20 protein-coding genes are annotated in these 24,899 nt (G+C 62.6%); 9 read left to right on the forward strand and 11 right to left on the reverse strand.

The annotated features are described in order from the left end of the window. Positions 1-7: 7 nt before the first annotated feature. From bamA to rpsB, 9 genes are all read right to left on the reverse strand, one after another. Complete coding sequence (bamA, locus tag VA602_RS06350) at positions 8-2,356, reverse strand: outer membrane protein assembly factor BamA (protein ID WP_065862283.1); 2,349 nt, start codon at positions 2,354-2,356, stop codon at positions 8-10. A gap of 76 nt (positions 2,357-2,432) precedes the next feature. Next, on the reverse strand, positions 2,433-3,785 hold the full coding sequence (gene rseP / locus VA602_RS06355) for an RIP metalloprotease RseP (protein ID WP_323452798.1): 1,353 nt from the start codon (positions 3,783-3,785) through the stop codon (positions 2,433-2,435). 46 nt (positions 3,786-3,831) lie between these two features. Continuing rightward, positions 3,832-5,022 carry a 1-deoxy-D-xylulose-5-phosphate reductoisomerase gene (ispC, locus tag VA602_RS06360; protein WP_323452799.1) on the reverse strand — a complete coding sequence of 397 codons (1,191 nt, stop codon included), beginning with the start codon at positions 5,020-5,022 and terminating at the stop codon, positions 3,832-3,834. Next, positions 5,019-5,834: a phosphatidate cytidylyltransferase gene (locus VA602_RS06365; RefSeq protein ID WP_054891077.1), complete on the reverse strand. Its 816-nt coding sequence runs from the start codon at positions 5,832-5,834 to the stop codon at positions 5,019-5,021. Before VA602_RS06365 ends, ispC begins: the two co-directional genes overlap by 4 nt. After that, positions 5,834-6,589, reverse strand: a complete 756-nt coding sequence (uppS, locus tag VA602_RS06370) for a polyprenyl diphosphate synthase (protein ID WP_186667235.1) — start codon at positions 6,587-6,589, stop codon at positions 5,834-5,836. The genes VA602_RS06365 and uppS overlap by 1 nt, the downstream gene beginning before the upstream one ends. A 15-nt stretch (positions 6,590-6,604) precedes the next feature. Further along, entirely contained in the window at positions 6,605-7,162 is a 558-nt protein-coding gene (gene frr / locus VA602_RS06375; RefSeq protein ID WP_054891079.1) for a ribosome recycling factor, read from the reverse strand. Further along, complete coding sequence (pyrH, locus tag VA602_RS06380; RefSeq protein WP_023381972.1) at positions 7,159-7,902, reverse strand: UMP kinase; 744 nt, start codon at positions 7,900-7,902, stop codon at positions 7,159-7,161. The genes frr and pyrH overlap by 4 nt, the downstream gene beginning before the upstream one ends. A gap of 180 nt (positions 7,903-8,082) precedes the next feature. Beyond that, complete coding sequence (gene tsf / locus VA602_RS06385; RefSeq protein WP_063545921.1) at positions 8,083-8,946, reverse strand: translation elongation factor Ts; 864 nt, start codon at positions 8,944-8,946, stop codon at positions 8,083-8,085. 186 nt (positions 8,947-9,132) lie between these two features. Further along, positions 9,133-9,870, reverse strand: a complete 738-nt coding sequence (gene rpsB, locus VA602_RS06390) for a 30S ribosomal protein S2 (protein WP_054891081.1) — start codon at positions 9,868-9,870, stop codon at positions 9,133-9,135. 344 nt (positions 9,871-10,214) lie between these two features. Here rpsB and map point away from each other — a divergent pair, with 344 nt between their 5' ends. The 4 genes from map to VA602_RS06410 all read left to right on the forward strand — a co-directional run bounded on the left by map (position 10,215) and on the right by VA602_RS06410 (position 15,966). After that, entirely contained in the window at positions 10,215-10,997 is a 783-nt protein-coding gene (map, locus tag VA602_RS06395) for a type I methionyl aminopeptidase (RefSeq protein WP_054891082.1), read from the forward strand. A gap of 22 nt (positions 10,998-11,019) precedes the next feature. Then, the gene (locus VA602_RS06400) at positions 11,020-13,719 is read left to right on the forward strand and encodes a [protein-PII] uridylyltransferase (RefSeq protein WP_323452800.1); all 2,700 of its coding nucleotides are present in this window, start codon (positions 11,020-11,022) and stop codon (positions 13,717-13,719) included. 21 nt (positions 13,720-13,740) lie between these two features. Beyond that, complete coding sequence (gene dapC, locus VA602_RS06405) at positions 13,741-14,937, forward strand: succinyldiaminopimelate transaminase (RefSeq protein ID WP_323452801.1); 1,197 nt, start codon at positions 13,741-13,743, stop codon at positions 14,935-14,937. 291 nt (positions 14,938-15,228) lie between these two features. Next, a complete protein-coding gene (locus tag VA602_RS06410) occupies positions 15,229-15,966 on the forward strand; it encodes a M12 family metallopeptidase (RefSeq protein WP_323452802.1) in 738 nt (245 codons plus the stop codon). Between the two features lie 2 nt (positions 15,967-15,968). Here the strand turns inward: VA602_RS06410 and VA602_RS06415 are convergent, their stop codons facing one another. Further along, entirely contained in the window at positions 15,969-17,615 is a 1,647-nt protein-coding gene (locus VA602_RS06415) for a Na+/H+ antiporter (RefSeq protein WP_323452803.1), read from the reverse strand. A 282-nt stretch (positions 17,616-17,897) separates the two neighbouring features. On the opposite strand from VA602_RS06415, the gene VA602_RS06420 reads away from it, so the two are divergent. The 4 genes from VA602_RS06420 (at position 17,898) to VA602_RS06435 (ending at position 21,050) form a co-directional block, all read left to right on the forward strand. Beyond that, positions 17,898-18,245, forward strand: a complete 348-nt coding sequence (locus VA602_RS06420; protein ID WP_054891086.1) for an ArsC family reductase — start codon at positions 17,898-17,900, stop codon at positions 18,243-18,245. Between the two features lie 36 nt (positions 18,246-18,281). Beyond that, the gene (gene dapD, locus VA602_RS06425; protein ID WP_054891087.1) at positions 18,282-19,316 is read left to right on the forward strand and encodes a 2,3,4,5-tetrahydropyridine-2,6-dicarboxylate N-succinyltransferase; all 1,035 of its coding nucleotides are present in this window, start codon (positions 18,282-18,284) and stop codon (positions 19,314-19,316) included. Positions 19,317-19,437: 121 nt separating this feature from the next. Then, entirely contained in the window at positions 19,438-20,643 is a 1,206-nt protein-coding gene (locus VA602_RS06430; protein WP_125931539.1) for a cysteine desulfurase, read from the forward strand. Then, entirely contained in the window at positions 20,640-21,050 is a 411-nt protein-coding gene (locus tag VA602_RS06435) for a SufE family protein (protein WP_323452804.1), read from the forward strand. The genes VA602_RS06430 and VA602_RS06435 overlap by 4 nt, the downstream gene beginning before the upstream one ends. 72 nt (positions 21,051-21,122) lie before the next feature. On the opposite strand, the gene tcdA is transcribed toward VA602_RS06435, so the two are convergent. Next, entirely contained in the window at positions 21,123-21,932 is an 810-nt protein-coding gene (tcdA, locus tag VA602_RS06440) for a tRNA cyclic N6-threonylcarbamoyladenosine(37) synthase TcdA (protein WP_065862293.1), read from the reverse strand. A gap of 217 nt (positions 21,933-22,149) precedes the next feature. Here tcdA and VA602_RS06445 point away from each other — a divergent pair, with 217 nt between their 5' ends. Continuing rightward, complete coding sequence (locus VA602_RS06445; RefSeq protein ID WP_323452805.1) at positions 22,150-24,741, forward strand: glycosyltransferase; 2,592 nt, start codon at positions 22,150-22,152, stop codon at positions 24,739-24,741. The last annotated feature ends 158 nt before the right edge of the window (positions 24,742-24,899 follow it).

The following is a 24,899-nucleotide window of genomic DNA, read 5'->3' on the forward strand; positions in this document are numbered from 1 at the left end:
GCCAAGCTTAGAAAGTCTGGCCCAGAGAGAATTGGAACACCTGGGTGTCGGCGTCGTCCGGCTTCTTGATCGGCATCGCCAGGCTGAAGCTCAACGGGCCCAGCGCGGTAATCCAGGTCACGCCCAGGCCGACGGAGCTGGCCATGTCGGAGAAACCGACCTTCGCGCAGTCAGGCTTGGAACCGCAGTTGGTGTCGAACACGTTACCCACATCCCAGAAGACCGAGGTACGCAGCGAACGCTGGTCCTTGACGAACGGCAGCGGGAACAACAGCTCGACACCGCCCTGTACGAGAACGTTACCACCGAACGGCAGCGGGTCCTGGTCCGGGTCACGAATGGTACCCGGATTGGTACCCTGGCTCGGGGTACTGCGTGGGCCCAGGCTGCTGTCCTTGAAGCCGCGGACAGAGTTGAAGCCACCCGCATAATAGTTCTCGTAGAACGGCAGGCCCGAGGTGCCGCCGAAACCATCACCATAGCCCAGCTCAGTGTGCAGGCGAAGGGTGTAGTCGTTGCTCAGTGGCTTGAACAGCTGGCCGCGGTAGTCGAGCTTGTAGAACGACAGGTCACTGCCCGGTACGGTGGTTTCCAGGGTCAGGCTTTGCGAGTGACCACGGGTCGCCAGCACGCCTTTGTTAAGGGTCGATTCGGACCAGCCGATCGACGCCTTGAAGTTCAGGAAGTTGTCGCCTTCCTGGTCGAGGAACTTGAAGATCTCGTCGACGGTGTAGCGACCGGTCTTGATCTTGTCCTGCTGTACCGTCAGGCCGTAGGTCAGGCGCGAGGTCTCGCTGATCGGGTAGCCCAGGCTGACGCCGGCACCGAGGCTGTCTACCGCATAGCTCGCCACGTCGACGTCGAGGTCGTCGTAGTCGGTGCTGCGGTAGAAGGCGTTGTAGCCCAGGCTCACGCCGTCGGCAGTGAAGTAGGGGTCAACGAAGCCGAAGTTGTATCGGGTCTGGTATTCGCTTCGGGTCAGGCCGATGGACACCTTGTTACCGGTACCCAGGAAATTGCTCTGGCTGATCGAACCACCCAGGATCAGGCCCGCGCTCTGGGCGAAGCCGACGCTGGCGGTGATCGAACCGGAAGCCTGCTCCTCGACCGCATAGTTGACGTCGACCTGGTCGTCGGTGCCTGGCACCGGCGGCGTCTCGACGTTGACTTCCTTGAAGAAGCCCAGGCGCTCGAGGCGGGTCTTGGACTGGTCGATGAGATAAGTGGATGCCCACCCACCTTCCATCTGACGCATCTCGCGACGCAGCACCTCGTCTTCGGTCTTGGTGTTGCCGCGATAGTTGATGCGGTTGACGTAGGCACGCTTGCCCGGATCGACGACGAACATGATGTCGACGGTGTGATCCTGGTCGTTCGGTTGCGGCACGCCGTTGACGTTGGCGAAGGTGTAGCCTTCGTTACCCAGTCGACGGGTGATCAGGTCGGAGGTGGTAGTCATCACCTTGCGCGAGAAGACCTGGCCAGGTTGTACCAGCAGCAGCGACTTGACCTGGTCTTCCGGCACTTTCAGGTCACCGGAAAGCTTCACGTCACGGACGGTGTACTTCTCGCCTTCGTTGACGTTGACGGTGATGTAGACGTGCTTCTTGTCCGGGGTGATCGATACCTGGGTGGACGCGATGTCCATGTTGATGTAGCCACGGTCCAGGTAGTAGGAACGCAGGCGCTCCAGGTCACCGGAGAGCTTTTCACGGGCGTACTTGTCGTCGTTCTTGAAGAACGACAGCCAGTTGGTGGTTTTCAGTTCGAAGAGCTGGGAGAGGTCTTCATCGCTGAACACGGTGTTGCCCACCACGTTGATGTGCTGGATCGCCGCGACGGTACCTTCGTTGATCTTGATCTTCAGGCCGACACGGTTGCGTGGCTGCGGCACGACCTCGGCATCGACCTCGGCCGAATAGCGGCCCTGGGCCACGTACTGGCGCTGCAGTTCGTTACGCACGCCCTCGAGCGTGGCACGCTGGAAGATCTCGCCCTCGGCCAGGCCGGACTGCTTCAGGCCTTTCATCAGGTCTTCGGTACTGATCGCCTTGTTGCCCTCGATCTCGATGCTCGACACCGATGGGCGCTCGACCACGTTGATGATCAGGACATTGCCGTCGCGATCCAGCTGGATGTCCTGGAAGAAACCGGTCTTGAACAGCGAGCGAGTCGACTCCACCAGGCGGCGGTCATCGACCTGGTCGCCTACGTTCAACGGCAACGCGCCGAACACGCTGCCGGCGGAAACCCGCTGCAGGCCGTTGACACGAATATCGGAGATGGTGAAGGACTCGGCGTGAACTTCAGCGATCATCAGTGCGGAGAGGACCGCAGTTAGCAGCAGACGTTTCATGAAGTCCTTTTATTCCAACTGGCAATAAACAACCCGCCACCGCAGCACGGCGGCAGGTTCGCAATAGAGCGAAGCGTTAAAGTCGACCCAGATCGTTGATCAGGGCGAGCAACATCACCCCAATGACCAAACTGATACCGATCTGGACCCCCCAACCTTGCACCCGATCAGAGAGCGGACGACCGCGCGCCCACTCGATCAGGTAGAACAACAAATGCCCCCCATCCAGTACCGGGATGGGCAGCAGGTTCAGAACCCCCAGGCTTATGCTCAGGTAGGCCAGGAAATTCAGGAAATCCCCAACGCCCGACTGGGCTGAAGCGCCCGCCACTTTAGCAATGGTTATCGGTCCGCTCAAGTTTTTTACCGAGAGCTCCCCGAACAGCATTTTCTTCAGCGATTCAAGGGTCAGGACGCTCATGTTCCAAGTACGCGAGAGCCCCTCACCGACCGCTTCCAGCGGCCCATAGCTGACCTCTCGGAGCATGTTCGCAGGCCACTCGGCGCCTTTCACCCCAGCGCCCAGATAGCCTCCGGAGGCCTGCCCTTCCCCTTTGCGGGCCAGCGTCACGGGCAGCTCCAGCTGTGCGCCATCACGCTCGATACGCAACTGCACCTTCGCGTCGGGGCGAGCCCTGACAGCGTCTACCACCTGCTGCCAGTCGCCCAGTGCAACGCCATCGAGCGCCAGGAGTTTATCGCCGCTCTTCAGCCCGGCTGCAGCGGCCGGTCCCTTGGGGTCGATTTCGGCGAGCACCGGGCTCACCGCCGGCCGCCAGGGACGCAGCCCCAGGGACTGGATCGGGTCGGGCTCATCGGCGCCCTTGAGCCATTGGTTCAGGCGGATCTCATGCTGGCGCTCCAGCGTGCCGCCATCATCGCGCACACCTACACGCAGGCTGCCGCTCTCGCCGAGGCGGCGCACCAGCTGCAGATTGACCGCAGACCAGCCACTGGTCGGTTTGCCATCGATAGAAACAATTTCCTGGCCTGCCACAAGGCCAGCAGATGCCGCCAGGCTGCCAGACTCGACCGCACCGATGACCGGACGCACCTGCTGACTGCCAAGCATGGCGACCACCCAGAAGAACAGGATGGCGAGGAGGAAATTGGCAATGGGGCCTGCGGCAACGATAGCGATACGCTGCCCAACCGATTTGCGATTGAAGGATTGATCGACAAGCGCCGGCGGTACATCGCCTTCGCGCTCGTCGAGCATCTTGACGTAGCCGCCCAGCGGAATCGCCGCGACGACGAACTCGGTGCCATGGCGATCGTGCCAGCGCACCAGCGGCGTGCCGAACCCCACAGAGAAGCGCAGGACTTTCACCCCGCACTTGCGTGCCACCCAGAAGTGGCCAAATTCGTGAAACGTGACCAATACACCCAGAGCCACCAGGGTGCCGATAATCATGTAGAGCGCAGTCATATCCATCTCCGAATGACGTTCAGCCAGGCCTGGGGCCGATGGGAAATCAGCGGCCGTGGCGCCTCAACCACTCCCGGGACAGCCCCCGGGCTCGCTGGTCGGCGGCGAACACCGAATCCAGCGAAGGCAACGGCACTACCGGCTCCTGCTCGAGCACCTGTTCGATCATACCCGCGATTTCCGGGAAGCGGATACGCCGCTGGAGAAATGCCTCGACCGCCACCTCGTTGGCGGCATTGAGCACCGCCGGCGCGCTATTGCCCGCTTCCGCAGCTTCTCGCGCCAGGCGCAGGCAGGGGAACCGCTGCTCGTCGGGCGCCTGGAAATCCAGACGGGCGACCGCGAACAGGTCCAGCGGCGCAACCCCGGAATCGATCCGCTCAGGCCATGCCAGGGCATTGGCGATCGGCGTGCGCATGTCCGGGTTGCCCAACTGCGCCAACACCGAACCATCCACATAGTCGACCAGCGAATGGATCACGCTTTGTGGATGCACCACCACCTCGACCTTGGCTGGCGCAGCATCAAACAGCCAGCAGGCCTCGATCAGCTCGAGCCCTTTGTTCATCATGCTTGCCGAGTCGACCGAAATCTTGCGCCCCATCGACCAGTTCGGATGAGCGCAGGCCTGCTCCGGCGTGACATCCATCAGCGCCTTCGCCGAGGTTTCACGGAAGGGCCCGCCAGACGCCGTCAGCAGGATACGACGCACCCCCACTTGCGCCAGGCCGCGAGCATAGTCGCCGGGCAAGCACTGGAAGATGGCATTGTGCTCGCTGTCGATCGGCAGCAGCACTGCACCACTGGTGCGCACTGCCTCCATGAACAGCGCGCCGGACATCACCAGCGCCTCCTTGTTGGCCAGCAGCACCTTCTTGCCGGCCTGCACCGCCGCCAAGGTCGGACGCAGACCGGCAGCGCCGACGATGGCAGCCATCACGGTGTCCACTTCGCTGGCAGACGCAACCTGGCAAAGCCCTGCTTCGCCTTCCAGCACCTCGGTGGTGCTGCCCGCCGCCGCCAGCCCTTCACGCAGGCGGGCGACCGAATCGGCATCCGGCACCACCGCATACGCCGGCCGATGACGCAGGCACAGGGCCAGCAATTCATCCAGACGCGAATAGCCGCTCAGGGCAAACACCTGGTAGCGCTCGGAGTGGCGGGCGATCACATCCAGCGTGCTCAGGCCGATCGACCCGGTCGCACCGAGCACGGTAATCCGCTGCGGATGGCTCACATCACACCCCATTCGGCCGCCCAGAGCAGCACGGCGAACATCGGGATCGCCGCGGTCAGGCTGTCGATGCGATCAAGCACGCCGCCGTGGCCGGGCAGCAGGTTACTGCTGTCCTTGATGCCTTCACGACGCTTGAACATGCTTTCGGTCAGGTCGCCAACCACCGAGGACATGACCACGATCACCGCGCCGACCAGGCCAAGCAGCAACTGCCCCAGCCCCCAGTCGCGCACGAGCCCGACCACCAAGGTGATCAACAGGCTCACGGCCATGCCGCCATACACGCCCTCCCAGCTCTTGCCGGGGCTGACGTGCGGCGCCAGCTTGCGCTTGCCAAAGGCACGGCCAGAGAAATATGCACCGATGTCGGCAGCCCAGACCAGTACCATCACCGCCAGGATCAAGCCATTGCCCAACGGCCAGTGCTTGAGCAGCAACAAACCTTGCCAGGCGGGCAACAACACCAGCAGACCGATCAGCAGACGGCAAGCGGCACTGCTCCACAACTCAGCGCTGCGTGGGTAGGTGAGCACCAGCCAGGTGGCCAATCCCCACCAGATCACCGACGCCCCCAGCACCCAGGGTGCAAGGTCCGGCATGAGGTAGAGCACCATCAGCGCTCCAGCGACCACGGCGGCATAGGCGATGCGCAATGGCTGGGCCATCAACCCGGCCAGACGCGCCCACTCCCAGGCACCAAGGGTCACCACGAAACCGATGAACAGGGCGAAATCCGCTCCGTTGAGCAGGAAGAAACCGCCCAGCGCGATCGGCAACAGGATCAGCGCAGTAATGATGCGTTGTTTAAGCATTAAGCACGAGCTCCAGCCTCGACCTGCTCGCTGGTCTTACCGAAGCGGCGCTGGCGCGAAGCGAAATCGGCCAGTGCATTACGCATGGCCTCGTGTTTGAAGTCCGGCCAGTACAGGTCGGAGAAATACAACTCGGCGTAGGCCAACTGCCACAACAGGAAGTTGCTGATGCGGTGTTCGCCACCGGTGCGGATGCACAGGTCGGGCAACGGCAGGTCACCCGTGGCAAGGCAGGTCTGCAGCAGACCGGGCGTGATGTCGTCCGGGCGCAGATGGCCAGCCTGGACTTCGCGCGCCAGGCGCTGGGCGGCCTGGGCGATATCCCACTGACCGCCATAGTTGGCAGCGATCTGCAGGATGAAGCGATCGTTGCCGGCAGTCAGCGCCTCGGCCTCTCGCATCGCCGCCTGCAGCTCCGGATGGAAGCGCGAACGGTCACCGATGATGCGCAGGCAGATGTTGTTGTCGTTCAGGCGCTTGGCCTCGCGGCGCAAGGCCGAGAAGAACAGCTCCATCAACGCACCCACCTCATCGGCCGGACGCTGCCAGTTCTCGCTGGAGAAGGCGAAGAGCGTGAGCACTTCGACCTTGGCCTCGGCGCAGACCTCGATCACCGCACGCACCGCATCGACGCCGGCCTTGTGCCCGGCAACGCCAGGCAGCAGGCGCTTTTTCGCCCAGCGGTTGTTGCCGTCCATGATGATAGCGACGTGACGCGGCACCGACGAGGGTGCCGCCTGCTTGGTCTTTTCCATGAAAAAGTCCTGGCCTCAGACGGCCATCAGGTCCTTTTCCTTGGCTTTGAACGCAGCATCGACTTCCGCCACGAACTTGTCGGTCAGCTTCTGGATCTCGTCAGCTGCACGACGTTCTTCGTCTTCGCTGATTTCCTTGTCCTTGGTCAGCTTCTTCAGATCAGCCAATGCATCGCGACGCACGTTGCGCACGGCAACCTTGGCGTCCTCGGCAACGCCGCTGGCCTGCTTGGTGTAGCCCTTGCGGGTTTCCTCGGTCAGGGCCGGCATCGGCACGCGAATGGTGGTACCGGCGCTCGATGGGTTCAGGCCCAGGTCGGAGGTCAGGATGGCCTTCTCGATCGCGGCGCTGAGGTTCTTGTCGTGGGCGACGATCTTCAGGGTACGGGCGTCCTCGACGGTGATCGCGGCCACCTGGTTCAGCGGCATCTCGCTACCCCAGGCCGGGACCTTGACGCCGTCCAGGATGCTTGGGTGGGCGCGACCGGTGCGGATCGCTGCCAGGTTGCGGGCCAACGCCTCGAGGGACTTGCCCATGCGCTCCTGCGCGTCTTTCTTGATGTCGTTGATCATGCTTCGCCTTCCTCGATCAAAGTACCTTCAGCGCCACCCACCACGATGTTCAGCAGGGCGCCTGGCTTGTTCATGTTGAATACCCGCAATGGCATCTTGTGGTCGCGGCACAGGCAGATTGCGGTCAGGTCCATGACACCGAGCTTGCGATCCAGCACCTCGTCGTAGGTGAGGTGGTCGAACTTCTCGGCATGCGGATCCTTGAATGGGTCGGCAGTGTACACACCATCGACCTTGGTCGCCTTCAGCACCACGTCGGCATCGATTTCGATGGCACGCAGGCAGGCTGCGGAGTCGGTGGTGAAGAACGGATTGCCGGTACCGGCGGAGAAAATTACCACATCCCCGGAGTTGAGGTGGCGAATAGCTTTGCGACGATCGTAATGATCGGTGACGCCAACCATGGAGATGGCGGACATGACCAGTGCCGGGATGTTCGAGCGCTCCAGCGCATCGCGCATGGCCAGTGCGTTCATCACGGTGGCCAGCATACCCATGTGGTCGCCCGTGACGCGGTCCATGCCGGCTGCACTGAGCGCGGCGCCGCGGAACAGGTTACCACCACCGATCACCAGGCCGACCTGGACACCGATACCGACCAGCTGGCCGACTTCCAGGGCCATGCGGTCCAGCACTTTCGGGTCGATCCCGAAGTCTTCCGAGCCCATCAGGGCCTCGCCGCTAAGTTTGAGCAAAATGCGTTTATAGCGAGGTTGGCGACCACTCACCTGCTGAGCCATTGCGAGTCTCTCCTGCGGCGTACTTTTAGAAAATTCCGTGCGGGCTGTGTGCAGCCTGCTAACTGTAGCGTGGCACTGCTTCAGTGCCAGCGCACAGGGCCAGATAAACCCTTGCGCGCTTTGACAAAGAGGCTGCGCGCGTGAGCGGGCAGCCTCTTTGGGGCGACAGACGAGTCCGTCTTACTGCTTGGCGGCAGCGACCTGGGCGGCAACTTCGGCAGCGAAGTCGTCAACAGGTTTCTCGATGCCTTCGCCGACTTTGAAGTAGGTGAAGGAAACGATTTCAGCACCGGCCTTCTTGGCCAGATCGCCGACCTTGACTTCCGGGTTCATGACGAAGGCCTGCTCTTTCAGCGAGGCTTCTGCCTTGAACTTGGTGATACGGCCGTTGATCATGTTCTCGACGATGTTTTCCGGCTTGCCAGCGATCTTGTCGGCGTTCAGCTGCAGGAAGACACCCTTTTCGCGCTCGATGGCCTCGGCGGAGATTTCCGACGAATCCAGGAACTCAGGGTTCGAAGCTGCAACGTGCATGGCGATGTTCTTGGCCAGCTCTACGTCACCGCCCTTCAGAACGACGGCAGCGCCGATCTTGTTGCCGTGCAGGTAGGCACCGACCACGTCGCCTTCGACGCGAGCCAGACGACGGATGTTGACGTTCTCGCCGCACTTGGCGACCAGGGCTTCACGAGCAGCTTCACGCGAAGCGATCAGCGGAGCTGCGTCGGTCAGCTTCTGGGCGAAGGCTTCTTCCAGGCTTTCGGCGACGAAGTTCTTGAAGTCGTCTTGCAGGGCCAGGAAGTCGGTCTGCGAGTTCACTTCCAGCAGAACGGCGACCTTACCGTCGGTCTTGACGGCGATAGCGCCTTCAGCGGCAACGTTGCCAGCCTTCTTGGCGGCCTTGATGGCGCCCGAGGCACGCATGTCGTCAATGGCTTTCTCGATGTCGCCGCCGGCCTTTTCCAGGGCCTTTTTGCAATCCATCATGCCTTCGCCGGTACGCTCGCGCAGTTCTTTGACCAGCGCTGCAGTAATTGCTGCCATTTCAAAATCCTCTTGGAAAGTTTTTCAACCATTCCACCCGTTCATCACGGGCGTTCAATTCTGGAAATCCACTGTCTTCACACCAGCGTCACACATGATGCGGCGTGCTTGCTGACAAGAGGATTTCAGGTGGCAAAAAGGGGGCCAAGCCCCCTTTTCGCGTGCCAAGTAGACGCCAGGCGTCAATTACTCAGCAGCTGGTGCCGCCGCTTCTTCAGCGTAGACTTCGGTACCGCCGGCAACGTTGTTGCGACCGCGGATGACGGCGTCAGCCATCGAAGTCATGTACAGCTCGATGGCGCGGATTGCGTCGTCGTTGCCTGGGATCACGAAGTCAACGCCTTCCGGGCTGCTGTTGGTATCGACAACGCCGATGACCGGGATGCCCAGCTTGTTGGCTTCGGTGATTGCAATGCGCTCGTGATCGACGTCGATGACGAACAGTGCATCAGGCAGACCGCCCATGTCCTTGATACCACCCAGGCTGCGATCCAGTTTTTCCAGGTCGCGCGAGCGCATCAGGGCTTCTTTCTTGGTCAGCTTGGCGAAGGTGCCATCTTCGGCCTGGGTTTCCAGGTCGCGCAGACGCTTGATCGAAGCACGGATGGTCTTGTAGTTGGTCAGCATGCCGCCCAACCAGCGGTGATCAACGTATGGCGAACCGCAACGAGCAGCTTGCTCGGCGACCAGTTTGCCAGCGGAACGCTTGGTGCCGACGAACAGGATCTTGTTCTTGCCCTGGGCCAGGCGCTCTACGAACGACAGAGCGTCGTTGAACATCGGCAGGGTTTTTTCCAGGTTGATGATGTGGATCTTGTTGCGCGCGCCGAAAATGTACTTGCCCATTTTCGGGTTCCAGTAACGGGTCTGGTGGCCGAAGTGCACACCGGCCTTCAGCATATCGCGCATGTTGACTTGGGACATGATAGTTCCTTGATAAGTCGGGTTGGGCCTCCACGTATCCCAATGACCAACCCATGGATCCTAAGATCCCGGGCACCCAGGCCATCGTGTCGACACGTGTGTGGGTTTGAGCTGACGGGGACCTCCCCGAAAGCGGCGCATTTTATACCACAGACAGAAGACGAACGGAACCCGCAAGGTGCTTCATCCGTCAGTGGCTTTTGCAGCGGTTCGACAATCGCGCCAGAATGCCTCCCATAGACCACCGGATCCGCGGTTTTCTCCCCACAGAACGACGCCCTGCTCTGTTAGAATCCGGCCTTTCCCGTTTGTTGCGCGCCGCCCGGCGCCGTAGAGAGCCTGTAATGACCGTCACCATCAAGACCGCAGAAGACATCGAGAAGATGCGCATCGCCGGCCGCCTGGCCGCCGAAGTCCTCGAAATGATCGAAGAGCACGTCAAGCCTGGCGTGACCACCGAGGAACTCGACCGCCTGTGCCACGACTACATCGTCAACGTCCAGCAGGCGATCCCGGCACCGCTCAACTACAAAGGCTTCCCCAAGTCGATCTGCACCTCGATCAACCATGTGGTCTGCCACGGCATTCCCAACGAGAAGCCGCTCAAGGATGGCGACACCATCAACATCGACGTGACCGTGATCAAGGATGGCTACCACGGCGACACCAGCCGCATGTTCCATGTCGGCACCGTCGCGCCCTGGGCCGAGCGCCTGTCCAAAGTCACACAAGAGTGCCTGTACAAGGCCATCGAGCTCATCAAGCCTGGCTGCCGCCTGGGCGACATTGGCGAAGTGATCCAGAAACACGCCGAAAAGAACGGTTTCTCGGTGGTTCGCGAGTTCTGCGGCCATGGCATCGGCAAGGTCTTCCATGAAGAACCCCAGATCCTGCACTACGGCAAGGCCGGCACCGGGATGGAACTGAAAGAAGGCATGACCTTCACCATCGAGCCCATGATCAACCAGGGCAAGGCCGACACCAAGGTGCTGGGCGATGGCTGGACCGCCATCACCAAGGATCGCAAGCTCTCGGCACAGTGGGAACATACGCTGGTGGTCACCGCCACGGGTTATGAAATCTTCACCCTGCGCAAAGACGACACCATTCCCCGTACCTCGGCGTAATTCAACTCAGGAAGGCGACTCGATGCCCCAGGTGGATCCAGAGCTGTTCGACCGTGGCCAGTTCCAGGCGGAACTGGCGCTCAAGGCAAGCCCCATCCCCGCCTTCAAGAAGGCTCTGCGCCAGGCAGCAGACGTCTTCGACAGACGCTTTCGCGAGGGTGTCGAGATCCGCAGCCTGATCGAAGACCGCGCCTGGTTCGTCGACAATATCCTGCAGCAGGCCTGGAACCAGTTCGACTGGGGCAATCCGGACGGCATTGCCCTGGTCGCGGTCGGCGGCTATGGTCGCGGCGAGCTGCACCCCTGGTCGGACATCGACCTGCTGATCCTGCTCGACCAGGCGGAACACGAGCAGTATCGCGACGCCATCGAGCGCTTCCTGACACTGCTGTGGGACATCGGCCTGGAGGTCGGTCAGAGCGTGCGCACGGTCGAGGAATGCGCCGAGCAGGCGCGCGCCGACCTGACAGTGATCACCAACCTGATGGAAAGCCGCACCGTCGCCGGCCCCGAAACGCTGCGCGAGCGCATGCTGGAAGTCACCAGCACTGCGCACATGTGGCCGAGCAAGGAGTTCTTCCTGGCCAAGCGCGCCGAGCTCAAGGCACGGCACCACAAGTACAACGACACCGAGTACAACCTGGAGCCCAACGTCAAAGGTTCGCCAGGCGGCCTGCGCGACATCCAGACCGTACTCTGGGTTGCCCGCCGCCAGTACGGCACCCTCAACCTGCACGCACTGGCCGGTGAAGGTTTTCTGCTGGAAAGCGAGAACGACCTGCTGGCCTCCTCGCAGGCCTTCCTCTGGCGCGTGCGCTACGCCTTGCACATGCTTGCCGGACGTGCCGAAGACCGCCTGCTGTTCGATCACCAGCGCAGCATCGCGGCGCTGCTCGGCTACAGCGACGAGAACCCCAAGCGCGCCATCGAGCAGTTCATGCAGCAGTACTACCGGATGGTGATGAGCATCAGCCAGTTGTGCGACCTGATCATCCAGCACTTCGAGGAAGTGATCCTCGCTGACGACAACGGCAGCACCCAACCGCTGAACACGCGCTTTCGCCTGCATGATGGCTATATAGAAGCGGTCAATCCGAACGTCTTCAAGCGCACCCCGTTCGCCATGCTGGAGATCTTCGTGCTGATGGCCCAGCATCCGGAGATCAAGGGCGTACGCGCCGATACCGTACGCCTTCTGCGCGAACATCGGCACCTGATCGACGACAAGTTCCGCAACGACATCCGCAATACCAGTCTGTTCATCGAGCTGTTCAAGTGCGAGATCGGCATCCACCGCAACCTGCGGCGCATGAACCGCTATGGCATCCTCGGTCGCTACCTGCCGGAATTCGGCCTGATCGTCGGACAGATGCAGCACGACCTGTTCCACATCTATACGGTCGATGCGCACACGCTCAACCTCATCAAGCACCTGCGCAAACTGCAGTACACCCCGGTGTCGGAGAAATTCCCGCTGGCCAGCAAGCTCATGGGACGCCTGCCCAAGCCTGAGCTGATCTACCTCGCCGGCCTCTATCACGATATCGGCAAGGGTCGCCAGGGCGATCACTCCGAGCTCGGCGCGGTGGACGCGCAAGCCTTCTGCGAACGCCACCAGTTGCCGGCCTGGGACTCGCGCCTGATTGCCTGGCTGGTGCAGAGCCACCTGGTGATGTCCACCACGGCCCAGCGAAAGGACCTCTCCGACCCGCAGGTGATCAACGATTTCGCCCTGTTCGTCGGCGATGAAACCCGCCTCGACTACCTCTACGTGCTGACCGTGGCCGACATCAACGCCACCAACCCCAGCCTGTGGAACTCCTGGCGCGCCAGCCTGCTGCGCCAGCTCTACACCGAAACCAAGCGCGCGCTGCGCCGGGGCCTCGAAAACCCGCTGGACCGTGAAGAACAGATCCGCCAGACCCAGAGCGCGGCGCTGGATATTCTCGTGCGCGAAGGCACCGACCCGGACGATGTAGAGCAACTCTGGTCGCAGCTGGGCGACGACTATTTCCTCAAGCACACCGCAGCGGACGTGGCCTGGCACAGCGATGCAATCCTTCAGCAGCCGGCCGATGGCGGTCCGCTGGTGCTGATCAAGGAAACCACCCAGCGCGAGTTCGAAGGCGGCACGCAGATCTTCATCTACGCGCCCGACCAGCACGATTTCTTCGCCGTGACCGTGGCGGCGATGTCGCAGCTCAACCTGAACATCCATGACGCCCGCATCATTACCTCCAGCAGCCAGTTCACCCTCGACACCTACATCGTGCTCGACAACGACGGCGGCTCGATCGGTGACAACCCGCAGCGGGTCAAGCAGATACGCGAAGGGCTGACCGAGGCACTGCGCAATCCCGAGGATTACCCGACCATCATCCAGCGACGCGTGCCGCGCCAGCTCAAGCACTTCAACTTCGCGCCGCAGGTGACCATCCTCAACGACGCCCAGCGCCCGGTGACCATCCTCGAGATCACGGCCCCCGACCGGCCCGGCCTGCTGGCGCGCCTGGGACGGATCTTCCTGGAGTTCGACCTGTCGCTGCAGAACGCCAAGATCGCCACCCTCGGCGAGCGCGTGGAAGACGTGTTCTTCATCACCGATGCCGACAACCAACCGCTCTCCGACCCGCAACTGTGCAGCCGCCTGCAGGAAGCCATCGTCGAACAGTTGCAGGCCGGCCAGTCCAGCGATACCAGCCCCACCCGCGTGACCTTCTGACGATTACGAGACCTTGCGCCGATGAACCATGCCTTGACCCAGCTTCAGCCCTACCCCTTCGAAAAGCTCCGCGCCCTGCTCGGCAGCGTGAAGCCTGCCGCGGACAAACGCGCCATTGCCCTGTCGATCGGTGAGCCGAAGCACGAATCCCCGGCGTTCGTCGCCAAGGCCCTGGCCGACAACCTCGACAAATTGGCGGTCTACCCCAGCACGCTCGGCCTGCCGGCTCTGCGCCAGGCCATCGCCCAGTGGTGCGAGCGCCGCTTCGGCGTCCCCGCCGGCTGGCTCGATGCCGACCAGCATATCCTGCCGGTCAACGGCACTCGCGAAGCACTGTTCGCCTTCACTCAAACAGTGGTCAACCGCGCCGACGACGGCCTGGTCGTCAGCCCCAACCCGTTCTATCAGATCTACGAAGGCGCAGCGCTGCTGGCCGGCGCCACCCCGCACTACCTGCCATGCCTGGAAAGCAACGGTTTCAATCCGGACTTCGACGCGGTACCTGCCGAGATCTGGAAGCGTTGCCAGATCCTGTTCCTGTGCTCTCCAGGCAACCCCACTGGCGCGCTGGTGCCGATGGACACCCTGAAAAAACTGATCGCCCTGGCCGACGAGCACGATTTCGTGATCGCCGCCGACGAGTGCTACAGCGAGCTGTACTTCGACGAAGACGCCCCGCCGCCTGGCCTGCTGAGCGCCTGCGCCGAACTCGGCCGCAGCGATTTTGCGCGCTGCGTGGTGTTCCACAGCCTGTCCAAGCGCTCCAACCTGCCGGGCCTGCGCTCGGGCTTCGTCGCGGGCGACGCCAAGATCATCAAGCCATTCCTGCTGTACCGCACCTACCACGGTTGCGCCATGCCGGTGCAGACGCAACTGGCCAGCGTGGCCGCCTGGCAGGACGAAGCCCATGTGCGGGCGAACCGCGATCAGTACCGCGCCAAATATGACGCCGTGCTCGAGATCCTGCAGCCAGTGATGGATGTACAGCGCCCGGACGGCAGCTTCTACCTGTGGGCCAAGGTGCCGGGTAGCGACGCCGACTTTACCCGCGACCTGTTCGAGGCCGAGCATGTGACCGTGGTGCCTGGCTCGTACCTGTCGCGTGAAGTGGATGGCGTCAATCCCGGAGCAGGACGCGTGCGCATGGCGCTGGTTGCGCCGCTGGCCGAGTGTATCGAGGCGGCCGAAAGGATTCGCGGGTTTCTCGCAGGGCGCTGAAATGCCCCTCGCCTCGGGGCTGGCGTCGATGTCAGCCCCGAGGCAACTATCTACCCCCTCCCCCTGCACCGGCACATTGTTCGCTCCCGACCAAGGAGCTAAGCGATACCCTGAACGTCGCCTGTCAATGACAGGAGCATGCAAATCTCGAGTTCGGTCATGCCCTTGGCATGAGCATCAGCACCCGGGCGCGGATACCCGAACCCGTGTCACCGCACAGAATTATGTAACGCTGCGTAGCTTGATCCGTCGCAGATCATCCTGAGTTCCAACCACACCAGGAACTCTCCGATGCATACCCCCTTTCCTCCCCGCTATCGTCACCGTACCGATCAGCAGCTCTCCCATGATCTGGCCGTTACCGAGAACCCCCGCAACAGGGGCCAGAGCAACGGCGGTCGAAACAAGCGCGGACTGATTCAGACCGGCCGACTATGGACACCCGGTCGTACTTTGTGGGTTTCGTTTCTCGGTACTCCGGACAGAAAGCTCAAAATGTCGATCTTCGAACTGGCTTGCCAGTGGGTGGATCTTTCCGATGCAAACCTGACGCTTGATCTGTCAGAGGATGATGACAAACATGCCCAGATCAGGATCCTCACGGGTAAACATTTACCGCACAACGAATCAGATATCGGCACCGATGCACTGGCTTATGAAGACGACACCATGTCGCTGAATCTCATACCGGGGGATGAAACATTCGAATCCACCGTGTTACACGAGTTCGGCCATGCGCTGGGGTTCGAACATGAACATCTGCATCCCGATGCCAGCATCCCCTGGAACGAGCCGTTGCTAATCGAAGCTCACAAGCGTGCGGCGGGCTGGTCAGAGCAAGACGTCAGGGAGCAATACTTGGACAAACGGCCCGACAACGAACTGATCAAAACCCAGTACGATCCGCTATCCATAATGCATTACCCGGTCCCGGCCTGGATGACCTTGGATAATTCCGAGGTAGGCCAGAACACAGAGCTCAGTGCGAAAGATATCGAGCTGATGCGCCTGGCCTACCCGCACGACTGAGGCTAACGAACCTGCCCCAGGTTCGCCTCGCTCATGTCCAATTCCCCCAGCACCTGGCGCACTACTTCATCCCCCACCAGGTGCTGGCGGTGCAGGCTGTAGAGCTCCAGCCGCTGCGCGCGCAATGCGCGCAGGCGCAGGCGGCGCTCCAGAAGATCCATCTGCTCGGCCAATGCACGTGCTTCGGCGCTGTCGTTGTAGCTGTCCAGCTCGTCCCGGTACTCCGCCATCAAGCGCGCCTTCAGCTCGGTCGCCAGCGTCGCCTGGGCGGCATCCTGCGGGGCATTGGCATCGACGACCTCCTCGGCCTCCAAGGCATGGATGGCGGCTTCCGCAGTGCGCCTCCAGGCTTCCTGCACCTCCTGGTGCAGGCGCTCGTCCGGGCTCTTGGTCACCCCGCGCAACAGGATCGGCAGGGCGATGCAGGCACTGATCAGCGACAGCAGGATCACCCCGGCGGCAATGAAGATCAGCAGATCACGCTCCGGGAACGCCTGGCCGGCCCCGATCAGCAAGGGTACCGACATCACACCCGCCAAGGTCACAGCCCCACGCACACCGCCAAGGGTCAACAGCCAGCACGAACGTGCGCTGGGCATCAGCACCAACGCCGACTTACCGCGCCAGCGGCGCACCACGCCGATAGCGCGCCACACGCTCTGTACCCAGACGAACCGCAGCAGCACCAACGCCACGAAGATCGCCACCACATCAAGGCAACGCCAGGCCAGGGTCGGCCACAACGACGTTTCGTGGCTGACAACTGCCTTGATGATGTCGGGTAATTGCAAGCCCAGCAGCAGGAAGATCAGACCATTGAAGGCGAACTCCAGCAGCGACCAGACGCTGCGGTTGAGCAGCCGCGTGCTGGTCTGGCGCGGCAACAGGTCGAGCCAGCTCTGCATCATCCCTGCCGCCACCGAAGAGAGAATGCCCGAGACACCGAGCCGTTCGGCCAGCACGTAGGCGGCAAACGGCAACAGCAGCATGAACACCACATGCGTCGCTGGATCGTCCCAGCCCCGGGCGATCATCCAGGCACGCAAGCGCCCCACCAGCCAGCTGAGGCCCACGCCAACCGCAAGCCCGCCGATGGCTACCAGCACGAACGTCAGGCTGGCATCGGTCAACGAAAATACCCCGGTAATGGCAGCTGCCAACGCGAACTTGAACGTCACCAGGCCCGAAGCATCGTTCATCAGCGCTTCGCCCTGGAGCATATGCATCAAGGGGGTTGGCAGGCGATCCTGGGTAATCGCCGAAACCGCCACCGCATCAGTGGGCGAGAGCACCGCGGCCAGGGCGAACGCTACCGGCAGTGGAATGCTTGGCAGGATCCAGTGAATGAAGTACCCCGCCCCCACCACGGTGAACAGCACCAACCCCACGGCCAAGGCCACCACCGGGCCACGAATGCGCCAGAGCTCACGCTTGGGGATGCGCCAGCCATCGGCGAACAGCAGCGGCGGCAGGAACAGAAACAGGAACAGCTCGGGATCGAGGGCCACATGCAGCCCAAGCGTGGGCCAGGCCAGCAGCGCGCCGGCCGCGATCTGCACCAGCGGCAAGGGCAGCGGCACCATGCGTCCGACCAGCTTGGAAAGGCTCACCAGCATCAGCAGGATAAGAACGGTATAGGCTGACTGCATTGACAAGACTTCCTGTATGAAAGCAGACACGAAAAAAAGGGCCAGACTTCGCCCTTGAAACAATATGTTAGCGGCGAGCGGTGATGATGCACCGCTGAACCATGGTCGAACGCCACCCGGGAATATGTAACACAATACTACCTGAGAGGTCGTGACACAGATCGATCGCCTAGCCGGACAGCAAGCCGTGGCGCCAGGCCCATCGATACCGCATAATCGCCCCACCCATTCTTCAAGGAGTATCGGGGACGCCAGGTCCGGCCCGGCAGCCCCAGGCATTCAATGGCTTACACTCTCTACGGCATCAAAGCCTGCGACACCATGAAAAAGGCCCGCACCTGGCTTGAAGAACAGGCCATCGGTTACGCGTTCCACGACTACAAGACCCAAGGCATCGACCGTGACAGCCTCGAGCGCTGGTGCGACGAGCACGGCTGGGAAGTCGTGCTGAACCGCGCCGGCACCACCTTCCGCAAGCTCGACGAGGCCAGCAAGGCCGACCTGAACCAGGCAAAGGCCATCGAGCTGATGCTGGCTCAACCGTCGATGATCAAGCGCCCGGTGCTCGATCTGGGTGACCGCACCCTGGTGGGCTTCAAGCCCGACCTGTACGCCGCGGCACTGGCCTGATTCCGCTCCACACCCTATTTCGCACGAGGTAATTGCATGTCCACCACTCTGTTCAGCCTGGCCTTCGGTGTCGGCACCCAGAACCGCCAGGGCACCTGGCTGGAAGTCTTCTACGCTCAGCCCCTGCTCAACCCGTCCACCGAGCTGGTCGCGGCCGTCGCTCCGATCCTCGGTTACGAAGGCGGCAACCAGGCGATCGCCTTCAGCCCGGCCCAGGCCGCCCAGCTCGCCGACGCGGTCAAGGGCGTGGATGCCACCCAGCACGCATTGCTGACCCGCCTGGCCGAAAGCCACAAGCCGCTGGTCGCCACCCTGCTCGCCGAAGACGGCGCGCTGACCTCGACCCCAGAGGCCTACCTCAAGCTGCACCTGCTGTCGCACCGCCTGGTCAAGCCGCACGGCGTTTCCCTGGCCGGCATCTTCCCGCTGCTGCCGAACGTGGCCTGGACCAACCAGGGTGCCATCGACCTGGCCGAACTGGCCGAGCAGCAACTGGAAGCACGCCTGAAGGGCGAACTGCTGGAAGTGTTCTCGGTGGACAAGTTCCCGAAGATGACCGACTACGTGGTCCCGAGCGGCGTGCGTATCGCCGACACCGCCCGCGTGCGCCTGGGCGCCTATATCGGTGAAGGCACCACCATCATGCACGAAGGCTTCGTCAACTTTAACGCTGGCACCGAAGGCCCGGGCATGATCGAAGGCCGTGTCTCGGCAGGCGTGTTCGTCGGCAAGGGCTCGGACCTGGGTGGTGGTTGCTCGACCATGGGCACCCTGTCCGGTGGCGGCAACATCGTCATCAAGGTTGGCGAAGGCTGCCTGATCGGCGCCAACGCTGGTATCGGTATCCCGCTGGGCGACCGCAACACTGTCGAAGCCGGCCTTTACATCACCGCTGGCACCAAGGTGAACCTGCTCGACGAGCACAATGAGCTGGTCAAGGTGGTCAAGGCCCGTGACCTGGCCGGCCAGACCGACCTGCTGTTCCGTCGCAACTCGCTCAACGGCGCAGTCGAGTGCAAGACCCACAAGTCGGCCATCGAGCTGAACGAGGCGCTGCACGCACACAACTGAGAACCTTGCAGGCCTCTGTAGAAGCGGGCTTGCCCGCGATCAGCGGACTCTCGGCGTCTGAGATGTTAAGATCGGGTCTGGCACCACGCCAGACCCGATTTTCATTCCAGGCCCCGCGATCATGTTCCAGCCCTCCCCCTGGCGTGCCGACTTTCCCGCCATCACCGCCCTGCAACGGCAGCACCAGACCTACCTGGACAGCGCCGCCACAACGCAGAAACCCCAAGCCCTGCTCGAGGCCCTGAGCCACTACTACAGCCATGGTGCAGCCAATGTGCACCGCGCCCAGCACCTGCCTGGCGCGCTGGCGACCCAGGCATTCGAGACCAGCCGCGACAAGGTTGCTGCCTGGCTCAACGCCGCTGACTCCCGGCAGATCATCTTCACCCACGGCGCCACCTCGGCGCTCAACCTGCTGGCATACGGGCTGGAGCATGGCTTCGAAGCCGGCGACGAAATCGCCGTCAGCGCGCTGGAGCACCACGCCAACCTGCTGCCCTGGCAACAATTGGCGCGGCGCCGCAATCTGCGCCTGGTAGTGCTGCCGCTGGACGAACATGGCCGGATCGACCTCGACCAGGCCCTGCAACTGATCGGCCCACGTACCCGCCTGGTAGCCCTCAGCCAGTTGTCCAACGTCCTCGGGACCTGGCAGCCCCTGCCAGCACTGCTCGCTCATGCCCGCGCCCAAGGCGCTCTGAGCGTGGTCGATGGCGCCCAGGGCGTGGTTCATGGCCGCCACGACGTGCAGCAACTGGGCTGCGATTTCTACGTATTTTCCAGCCACAAGCTATATGGCCCGGATGGGGTTGGCGCGCTCTATGGCCGCACAGAGGCCCTGGCACGGCTGCGCCACTGGCAGTTCGGCGGCGAGATGGTGCAACTGGCCGACTACCACGAGGCAAGCTTTCGTCCCGCGCCACTGGGCTTCGAGGCGGGCACGCCGCCGATCGCCAGTGTCATCGGCCTGGGCGCGACCCTCGATTACCTTGCCAGCCTCGATCCTGCGGCCGTGGCAGCCCACGAAGCCAGCCTGCACCAGCACCTGGTGCGCGGCCTGGCCGACCGCGAAGGCGTGCGCATGCTCGGCACCCCACAGAGCGCACTGGCCAGTTTCGTCATCGATGGCGTGCACAACGCCGATATCGCCCACCTGCTGACCGAACAAGGGATCGCAGTGCGCGCCGGCCACCATTGCGCGATGCCATTGCTCAAGGGACTGGGGCTGGAAGGCGCGATCCGCGTTTCGCTGGGGCTGTACAACGACAGCGACGACCTGCAGCGCTTCTTCGATGCGCTCGACCAGGGCCTGGAGCTGCTGCGGTGAGCCTGCCTGCCGACGCCCAGCAGGCACTGGACACCTTCACCCAGGCAAAAGGCTGGGAACAGCGCGCACGCCTGTTGATGCAGATAGGCGATCGCCTGGAGCCACTGGACGAGTCTGACAAGACCGACGCCAACCGCGTACATGGCTGCGAAAGCCTGGTCTGGTTGGTGGCTGGCCAGGTCGACGGACAGTGGCGCTTCAGGGCCACCAGCGATGCCCGGCTGCTGCGCGGTCTACTGGCGCTGCTGCTGGTGCGAGTACAGGGGCTGGACAGCGAAGCGTTGGCCGCGTTGGACCTGCGTGCGTGGTTCACACAACTGGGGCTGGAGCGGCAGCTCTCGCCTTCACGCAGCAATGGGCTGCATGCGGTGTTGTTGCGGATGACGGAGTTGGTGACCAACCCTTGAGTCGGCAGCACGTGCTTCGCGGATAAATCCAGCCCCTGTGGGAGCGGGTTTACCCGCGAAGAGCCCGCGCGCTTATTGCGCCTTGACCCGCTCCGAGGGCCGCCGCGCCCCCGCCACCAGCTTCTCCACCGCCTTGCTCACGGCCACCATGCCGAAGGTCGCGGTGACCATCATCACCGCGCCGAAGCCCCCCGAGCAATCCAGGCGCACGCCTTCCCCCACGAAGCTCTTCTGCAGGCAAACACTGCCATCGCCCTTGGGGTAGCGCAGTTGCTCGCTGGAGAACACACAGGGCACCCCGTAATTACGGCTGACATTGCGCGAGAAGTTGTAGTCCCGGCGCAAGGTGGAACGTACCCGCGACGCCAGTGGGTCGTTGAAGGTCTTGTTGAGGTCGCCAATCTGGATCTGGGTCGGATCGATCTGGCCGCCCGCACCACCTGTGGTGACAATGGCAATCTTGCGTCGGCGGCACCAGGCGATCAGCGCGGCCTTGGCCTGCACGCTGTCGATACAGTCGATCACGCAATCCAGCGACTCGGTGATGTATTCGAGCATGGTGTCACGGGTGACGAAGTCAGCGACCGCATGCACGGTGCAGGCCGGGTTGATCGCACGCAGGCGCTCGGCCATGACCTCGACCTTCGAGCGCCCCACCTGCCCCTCCAGTGCATGGGCCTGGCGATTGGTGTTGCTGACGCAGACATCGTCCAGATCGAACAGGCTGATTTCACCCACGCCGCTGCGCGCCAGGGCTTCCGCCGCCCAGGAACCCACGCCGCCGATGCCGACGACTGCCACGTGGGCCTGACGCAGGCGTTGCAGGCCGTCATCGCCGTACAGCCGGGCGACACCGGCAAAGCGTGGATCTTCTGTGCTCATGTTCATACCCCGAAAAAACCGGCGCGCATTATATGCCATGCGGACACGCCGGTGCGGGCTTGTCGACATGAGGGGTGTCTTGGCGCGGCGCGCGTTCATTAGGAAACAGCCTACCAATCCTGCTTTAATGTCTTATCAAACAAGCAGATCTGGACGACAACAGAGCGGGATCCACGACGCGAGCTTCCCGCTCCCTGCCTCGGAAACTGAATCACCTATGTCATCACGCAAATTCGGTCTCAACCTGGTAGTGGTGCTGGCCATTGCCGCGCTGTTCACCGGCTTCTGGGCGCTGATCAACCGCCCGGTGTCGGCCCCTGCCTGGCCAGAACAGATCTCCGGCTTCTCCTACTCACCCTTCCGTCTCGGTGAAAGCCCGCAAAAGGGCCAGTACCCCAGCGAAGACGAGATGCGTCAGGATCTGGAGCAACTCAGCAAGCTCACCGACAGCATCCGTATCTACACCGTCGAGGGCACCCAGGCGGAGATTCCGCACCTGGCCGAGGAGCTGGGTCTGCGTGTGACCCTGGGCATCTGGATCAGTACAGACCTGGAGCGCAACGAGCGCGAGATCGAAAAAGCCATCGGCCTGGCCAACAGCTCGCGCAGCGTGGTGCGAGTGGTGGTGGGCAACGAAGCACTGTTCCGCGAAGAAATCACGCCAGAGGCGCTGATCAATTACCTGGACCGAGTGCGGGCCGCAGTCAAAGTCCCCGTTACCACCAGTGAGCAATGGCACATCTGGAAAGAGCATCCGGAACTGGCCAAGCACGTCGACCTCATCGCCGCGCACATCCTGCCTTACTGGGAGTTCGTACCGGTGGGCGACTCGATCCAGTTCGTACTCGACCGCGCCCGCGACCTCAAGCGCCAGTTCCCGCGCAAACCCTTGCTGCTGTCGGAAGTGGGCTGGCCGAGCAATGGCCGCATGCGCGGCGGCGCCGATGCGACCCAGGCCGACCAGGCGATCTACCTGCGCACCCTGGTCAACACCTTGAACCGCCGCGGCTTCAACTACTTCGTGATCGAAGCCTACGACCAACCCTGGAAAGCCAGCGACGAAGGCTCGGTGGGCGCCTACTGGGGCGTGTTCAACGCCGAACGCCAGCAGAAATTCAACTTCGAAGGGCCGGTGGTCGCCATTCCACAATGGCGAGCCCTGGCCGTGGCTTCGGTGGTGCTGGCGATGATCGCCCTGACCGTGCTGCTGATCGACGGCTCGGCCCTGCGCCAACGCGGACGCACTTTCCTGACCTTCATCACCTTCCTCTGCGGGTCGGTGCTGGTGTGGATCGCCTACGACTACAGCCAGCAGTACAGCACCTGGTTCAGCCTGACCGTAGGCTTGCTTCTGGCCCTCGGCGCCATCGGCGTGTTCATCGTCTTGCTCACCGAGGCCCACGAGCTGGCCGAGGCCGTATGGATTCACAAGCGACGACGCGAGTTCCTGCCGGTGCAGGGCGACGCTGCGTACCGGCCCAAGGTCTCGGTGCACGTGCCGTGCTACAACGAGCCACCGGAGATGGTGAAACAGACCCTCGACGCCCTCGCCGCCCTGGACTATCCAGACTACGAAGTATTGGTGATCGACAACAACACCAAGGACCCGGCCGTGTGGGAGCCGCTCAAGGCCCACTGCGAGAAACTCGGCGAGCGCTTCAGGTTCTTCCATGTGGCCCCGCTGGCGGGCTTCAAGGGCGGCGCACTGAATTACCTGATCCCGCACACCGCCAAAGACGCCGAGGTGATCGCGGTGATCGACTCGGACTACTGCGTCGACCGCAACTGGCTCAAGCACATGGTTCCGCACTTCGCCGACCCGAAGATCGCCGTGGTGCAGTCGCCGCAGGACTACCGCGACCAGTACGAGAGCGCCTTCAAGAAGCTGTGCTACAGCGAATACAAGGGCTTCTTCCACATCGGCATGGTCACCCGCAACGACCGTGACGCGATCATCCAGCACGGCACCATGACCATGACCCGGCGCAGCGTGCTCGAAGAGCTGGGCTGGGCCGAATGGTGCATCTGCGAGGATGCCGAGCTGGGCCTGCGAGTGTTCGAGAAGGGGCTGTCGGCTGCCTACGCCCACAACAGCTATGGCAAGGGCCTGATGCCCGACACCTTCATCGACTTCAAGAAACAGCGTTTCCGCTGGGCCTACGGTGCGATCCAGATCATCAAGCATCACGCCGGCGCCCTGCTGCGCGGCAGGAACAGCGAGCTGACCCGTGGCCAGCGCTACCACTTCCTGGCTGGCTGGCTGCCATGGATCGCCGATGGCATGAACATTTTCTTCACCGTCGGCGCACTGTTGTGGTCGGCGGCGATGATCATCGTGCCGCATCGCGTCGATCCACCGCTGATGATCTTTGCCATCCCGCCGCTGGCGCTGTTCTTCTTCAAGGTCGGCAAGATCGTCTTCCTCTACCGCCGTGCGGTGGGGGTCAACATGAAGGACGCCTTCGCCGCCGCCCTGGCCGGCCTGGCGTTGTCGCACACCATCGCCAAGGCGGTGCTGTACGGCTTCTTCACCAGCAGCATGCCGTTCTTCCGCACCCCCAAGAACGCCGACAGCCATGGCGTGCTGGTGGCGATCTCCGAGGCGCGCGAAGAACTGTTCATCATGTTGCTGCTGTGGAGCGCCGCGGCCGGGATCTACCTGGTGCAAGGGCTGCCCAGTTCCGACATGCGCTTCTGGGTAGCGATGCTGCTGGTGCAGTCGCTGCCTTACCTGGCGGCATTGGTGATGGCGTTGCTGTCGTCGCTGCCCAAGCCTGGAGAAAAGGCCGCCGAACCGCAGCAGGCCTGATGTAGCGGGGGCTGCTTGGCAGCCCATTCGCGGGCAAGCCCGCTCCTACAGGTACCGCACCGGTGCTGTGGACCGTGCATGGGCTGGCAGGGGCGAACCACCGCTGCGACTTGCTGGCGAATGGGCCGTGAAGCCTGAAATCATTTGATATAAGATAA

The organism is Pseudomonas machongensis, from assembly GCF_034961125.1.
GTDB classification, from domain to species: domain Bacteria; phylum Pseudomonadota; class Gammaproteobacteria; order Pseudomonadales; family Pseudomonadaceae; genus Aquipseudomonas; species Aquipseudomonas machongensis.

What these genes read in the sequence shown, in the direction of transcription:
- dapC (WP_323452801.1), top strand. Translation starts at nt 13,741, where the DNA reads ATGAACCATGCCTTGACCCAGCTTCAGCCCTACCCCTTCGAAAAGCTC.
- VA602_RS06445 (WP_323452805.1), top strand. Translation starts at nt 22,150, where the DNA reads ATGTCATCACGCAAATTCGGTCTCAACCTGGTAGTGGTGCTGGCCATT.
- pyrH (WP_023381972.1), bottom strand. Translation starts at nt 7,902, where the DNA reads ATGGCTCAGCAGGTGAGTGGTCGCCAACCTCGCTATAAACGCATTTTG.
- tsf (WP_063545921.1), bottom strand. Translation starts at nt 8,946, where the DNA reads ATGGCAGCAATTACTGCAGCGCTGGTCAAAGAACTGCGCGAGCGTACC.
- VA602_RS06430 (WP_125931539.1), top strand. Translation starts at nt 19,438, where the DNA reads ATGTTCCAGCCCTCCCCCTGGCGTGCCGACTTTCCCGCCATCACCGCC.
- dapD (WP_054891087.1), top strand. Translation starts at nt 18,282, where the DNA reads ATGTCCACCACTCTGTTCAGCCTGGCCTTCGGTGTCGGCACCCAGAAC.
- VA602_RS06410 (WP_323452802.1), top strand. Translation starts at nt 15,229, where the DNA reads ATGCATACCCCCTTTCCTCCCCGCTATCGTCACCGTACCGATCAGCAG.
- tcdA (WP_065862293.1), bottom strand. Translation starts at nt 21,932, where the DNA reads ATGAGCACAGAAGATCCACGCTTTGCCGGTGTCGCCCGGCTGTACGGC.
- bamA (WP_065862283.1), bottom strand. Translation starts at nt 2,356, where the DNA reads ATGAAACGTCTGCTGCTAACTGCGGTCCTCTCCGCACTGATGATCGCT.
- VA602_RS06420 (WP_054891086.1), top strand. Translation starts at nt 17,898, where the DNA reads ATGGCTTACACTCTCTACGGCATCAAAGCCTGCGACACCATGAAAAAG.
- map (WP_054891082.1), top strand. Translation starts at nt 10,215, where the DNA reads ATGACCGTCACCATCAAGACCGCAGAAGACATCGAGAAGATGCGCATC.
- VA602_RS06365 (WP_054891077.1), bottom strand. Translation starts at nt 5,834, where the DNA reads ATGCTTAAACAACGCATCATTACTGCGCTGATCCTGTTGCCGATCGCG.
- rpsB (WP_054891081.1), bottom strand. Translation starts at nt 9,870, where the DNA reads ATGTCCCAAGTCAACATGCGCGATATGCTGAAGGCCGGTGTGCACTTC.
- uppS (WP_186667235.1), bottom strand. Translation starts at nt 6,589, where the DNA reads ATGGAAAAGACCAAGCAGGCGGCACCCTCGTCGGTGCCGCGTCACGTC.
- VA602_RS06415 (WP_323452803.1), bottom strand. Translation starts at nt 17,615, where the DNA reads ATGCAGTCAGCCTATACCGTTCTTATCCTGCTGATGCTGGTGAGCCTT.
- frr (WP_054891079.1), bottom strand. Translation starts at nt 7,162, where the DNA reads ATGATCAACGACATCAAGAAAGACGCGCAGGAGCGCATGGGCAAGTCC.
- VA602_RS06400 (WP_323452800.1), top strand. Translation starts at nt 11,020, where the DNA reads ATGCCCCAGGTGGATCCAGAGCTGTTCGACCGTGGCCAGTTCCAGGCG.
- rseP (WP_323452798.1), bottom strand. Translation starts at nt 3,785, where the DNA reads ATGACTGCGCTCTACATGATTATCGGCACCCTGGTGGCTCTGGGTGTA.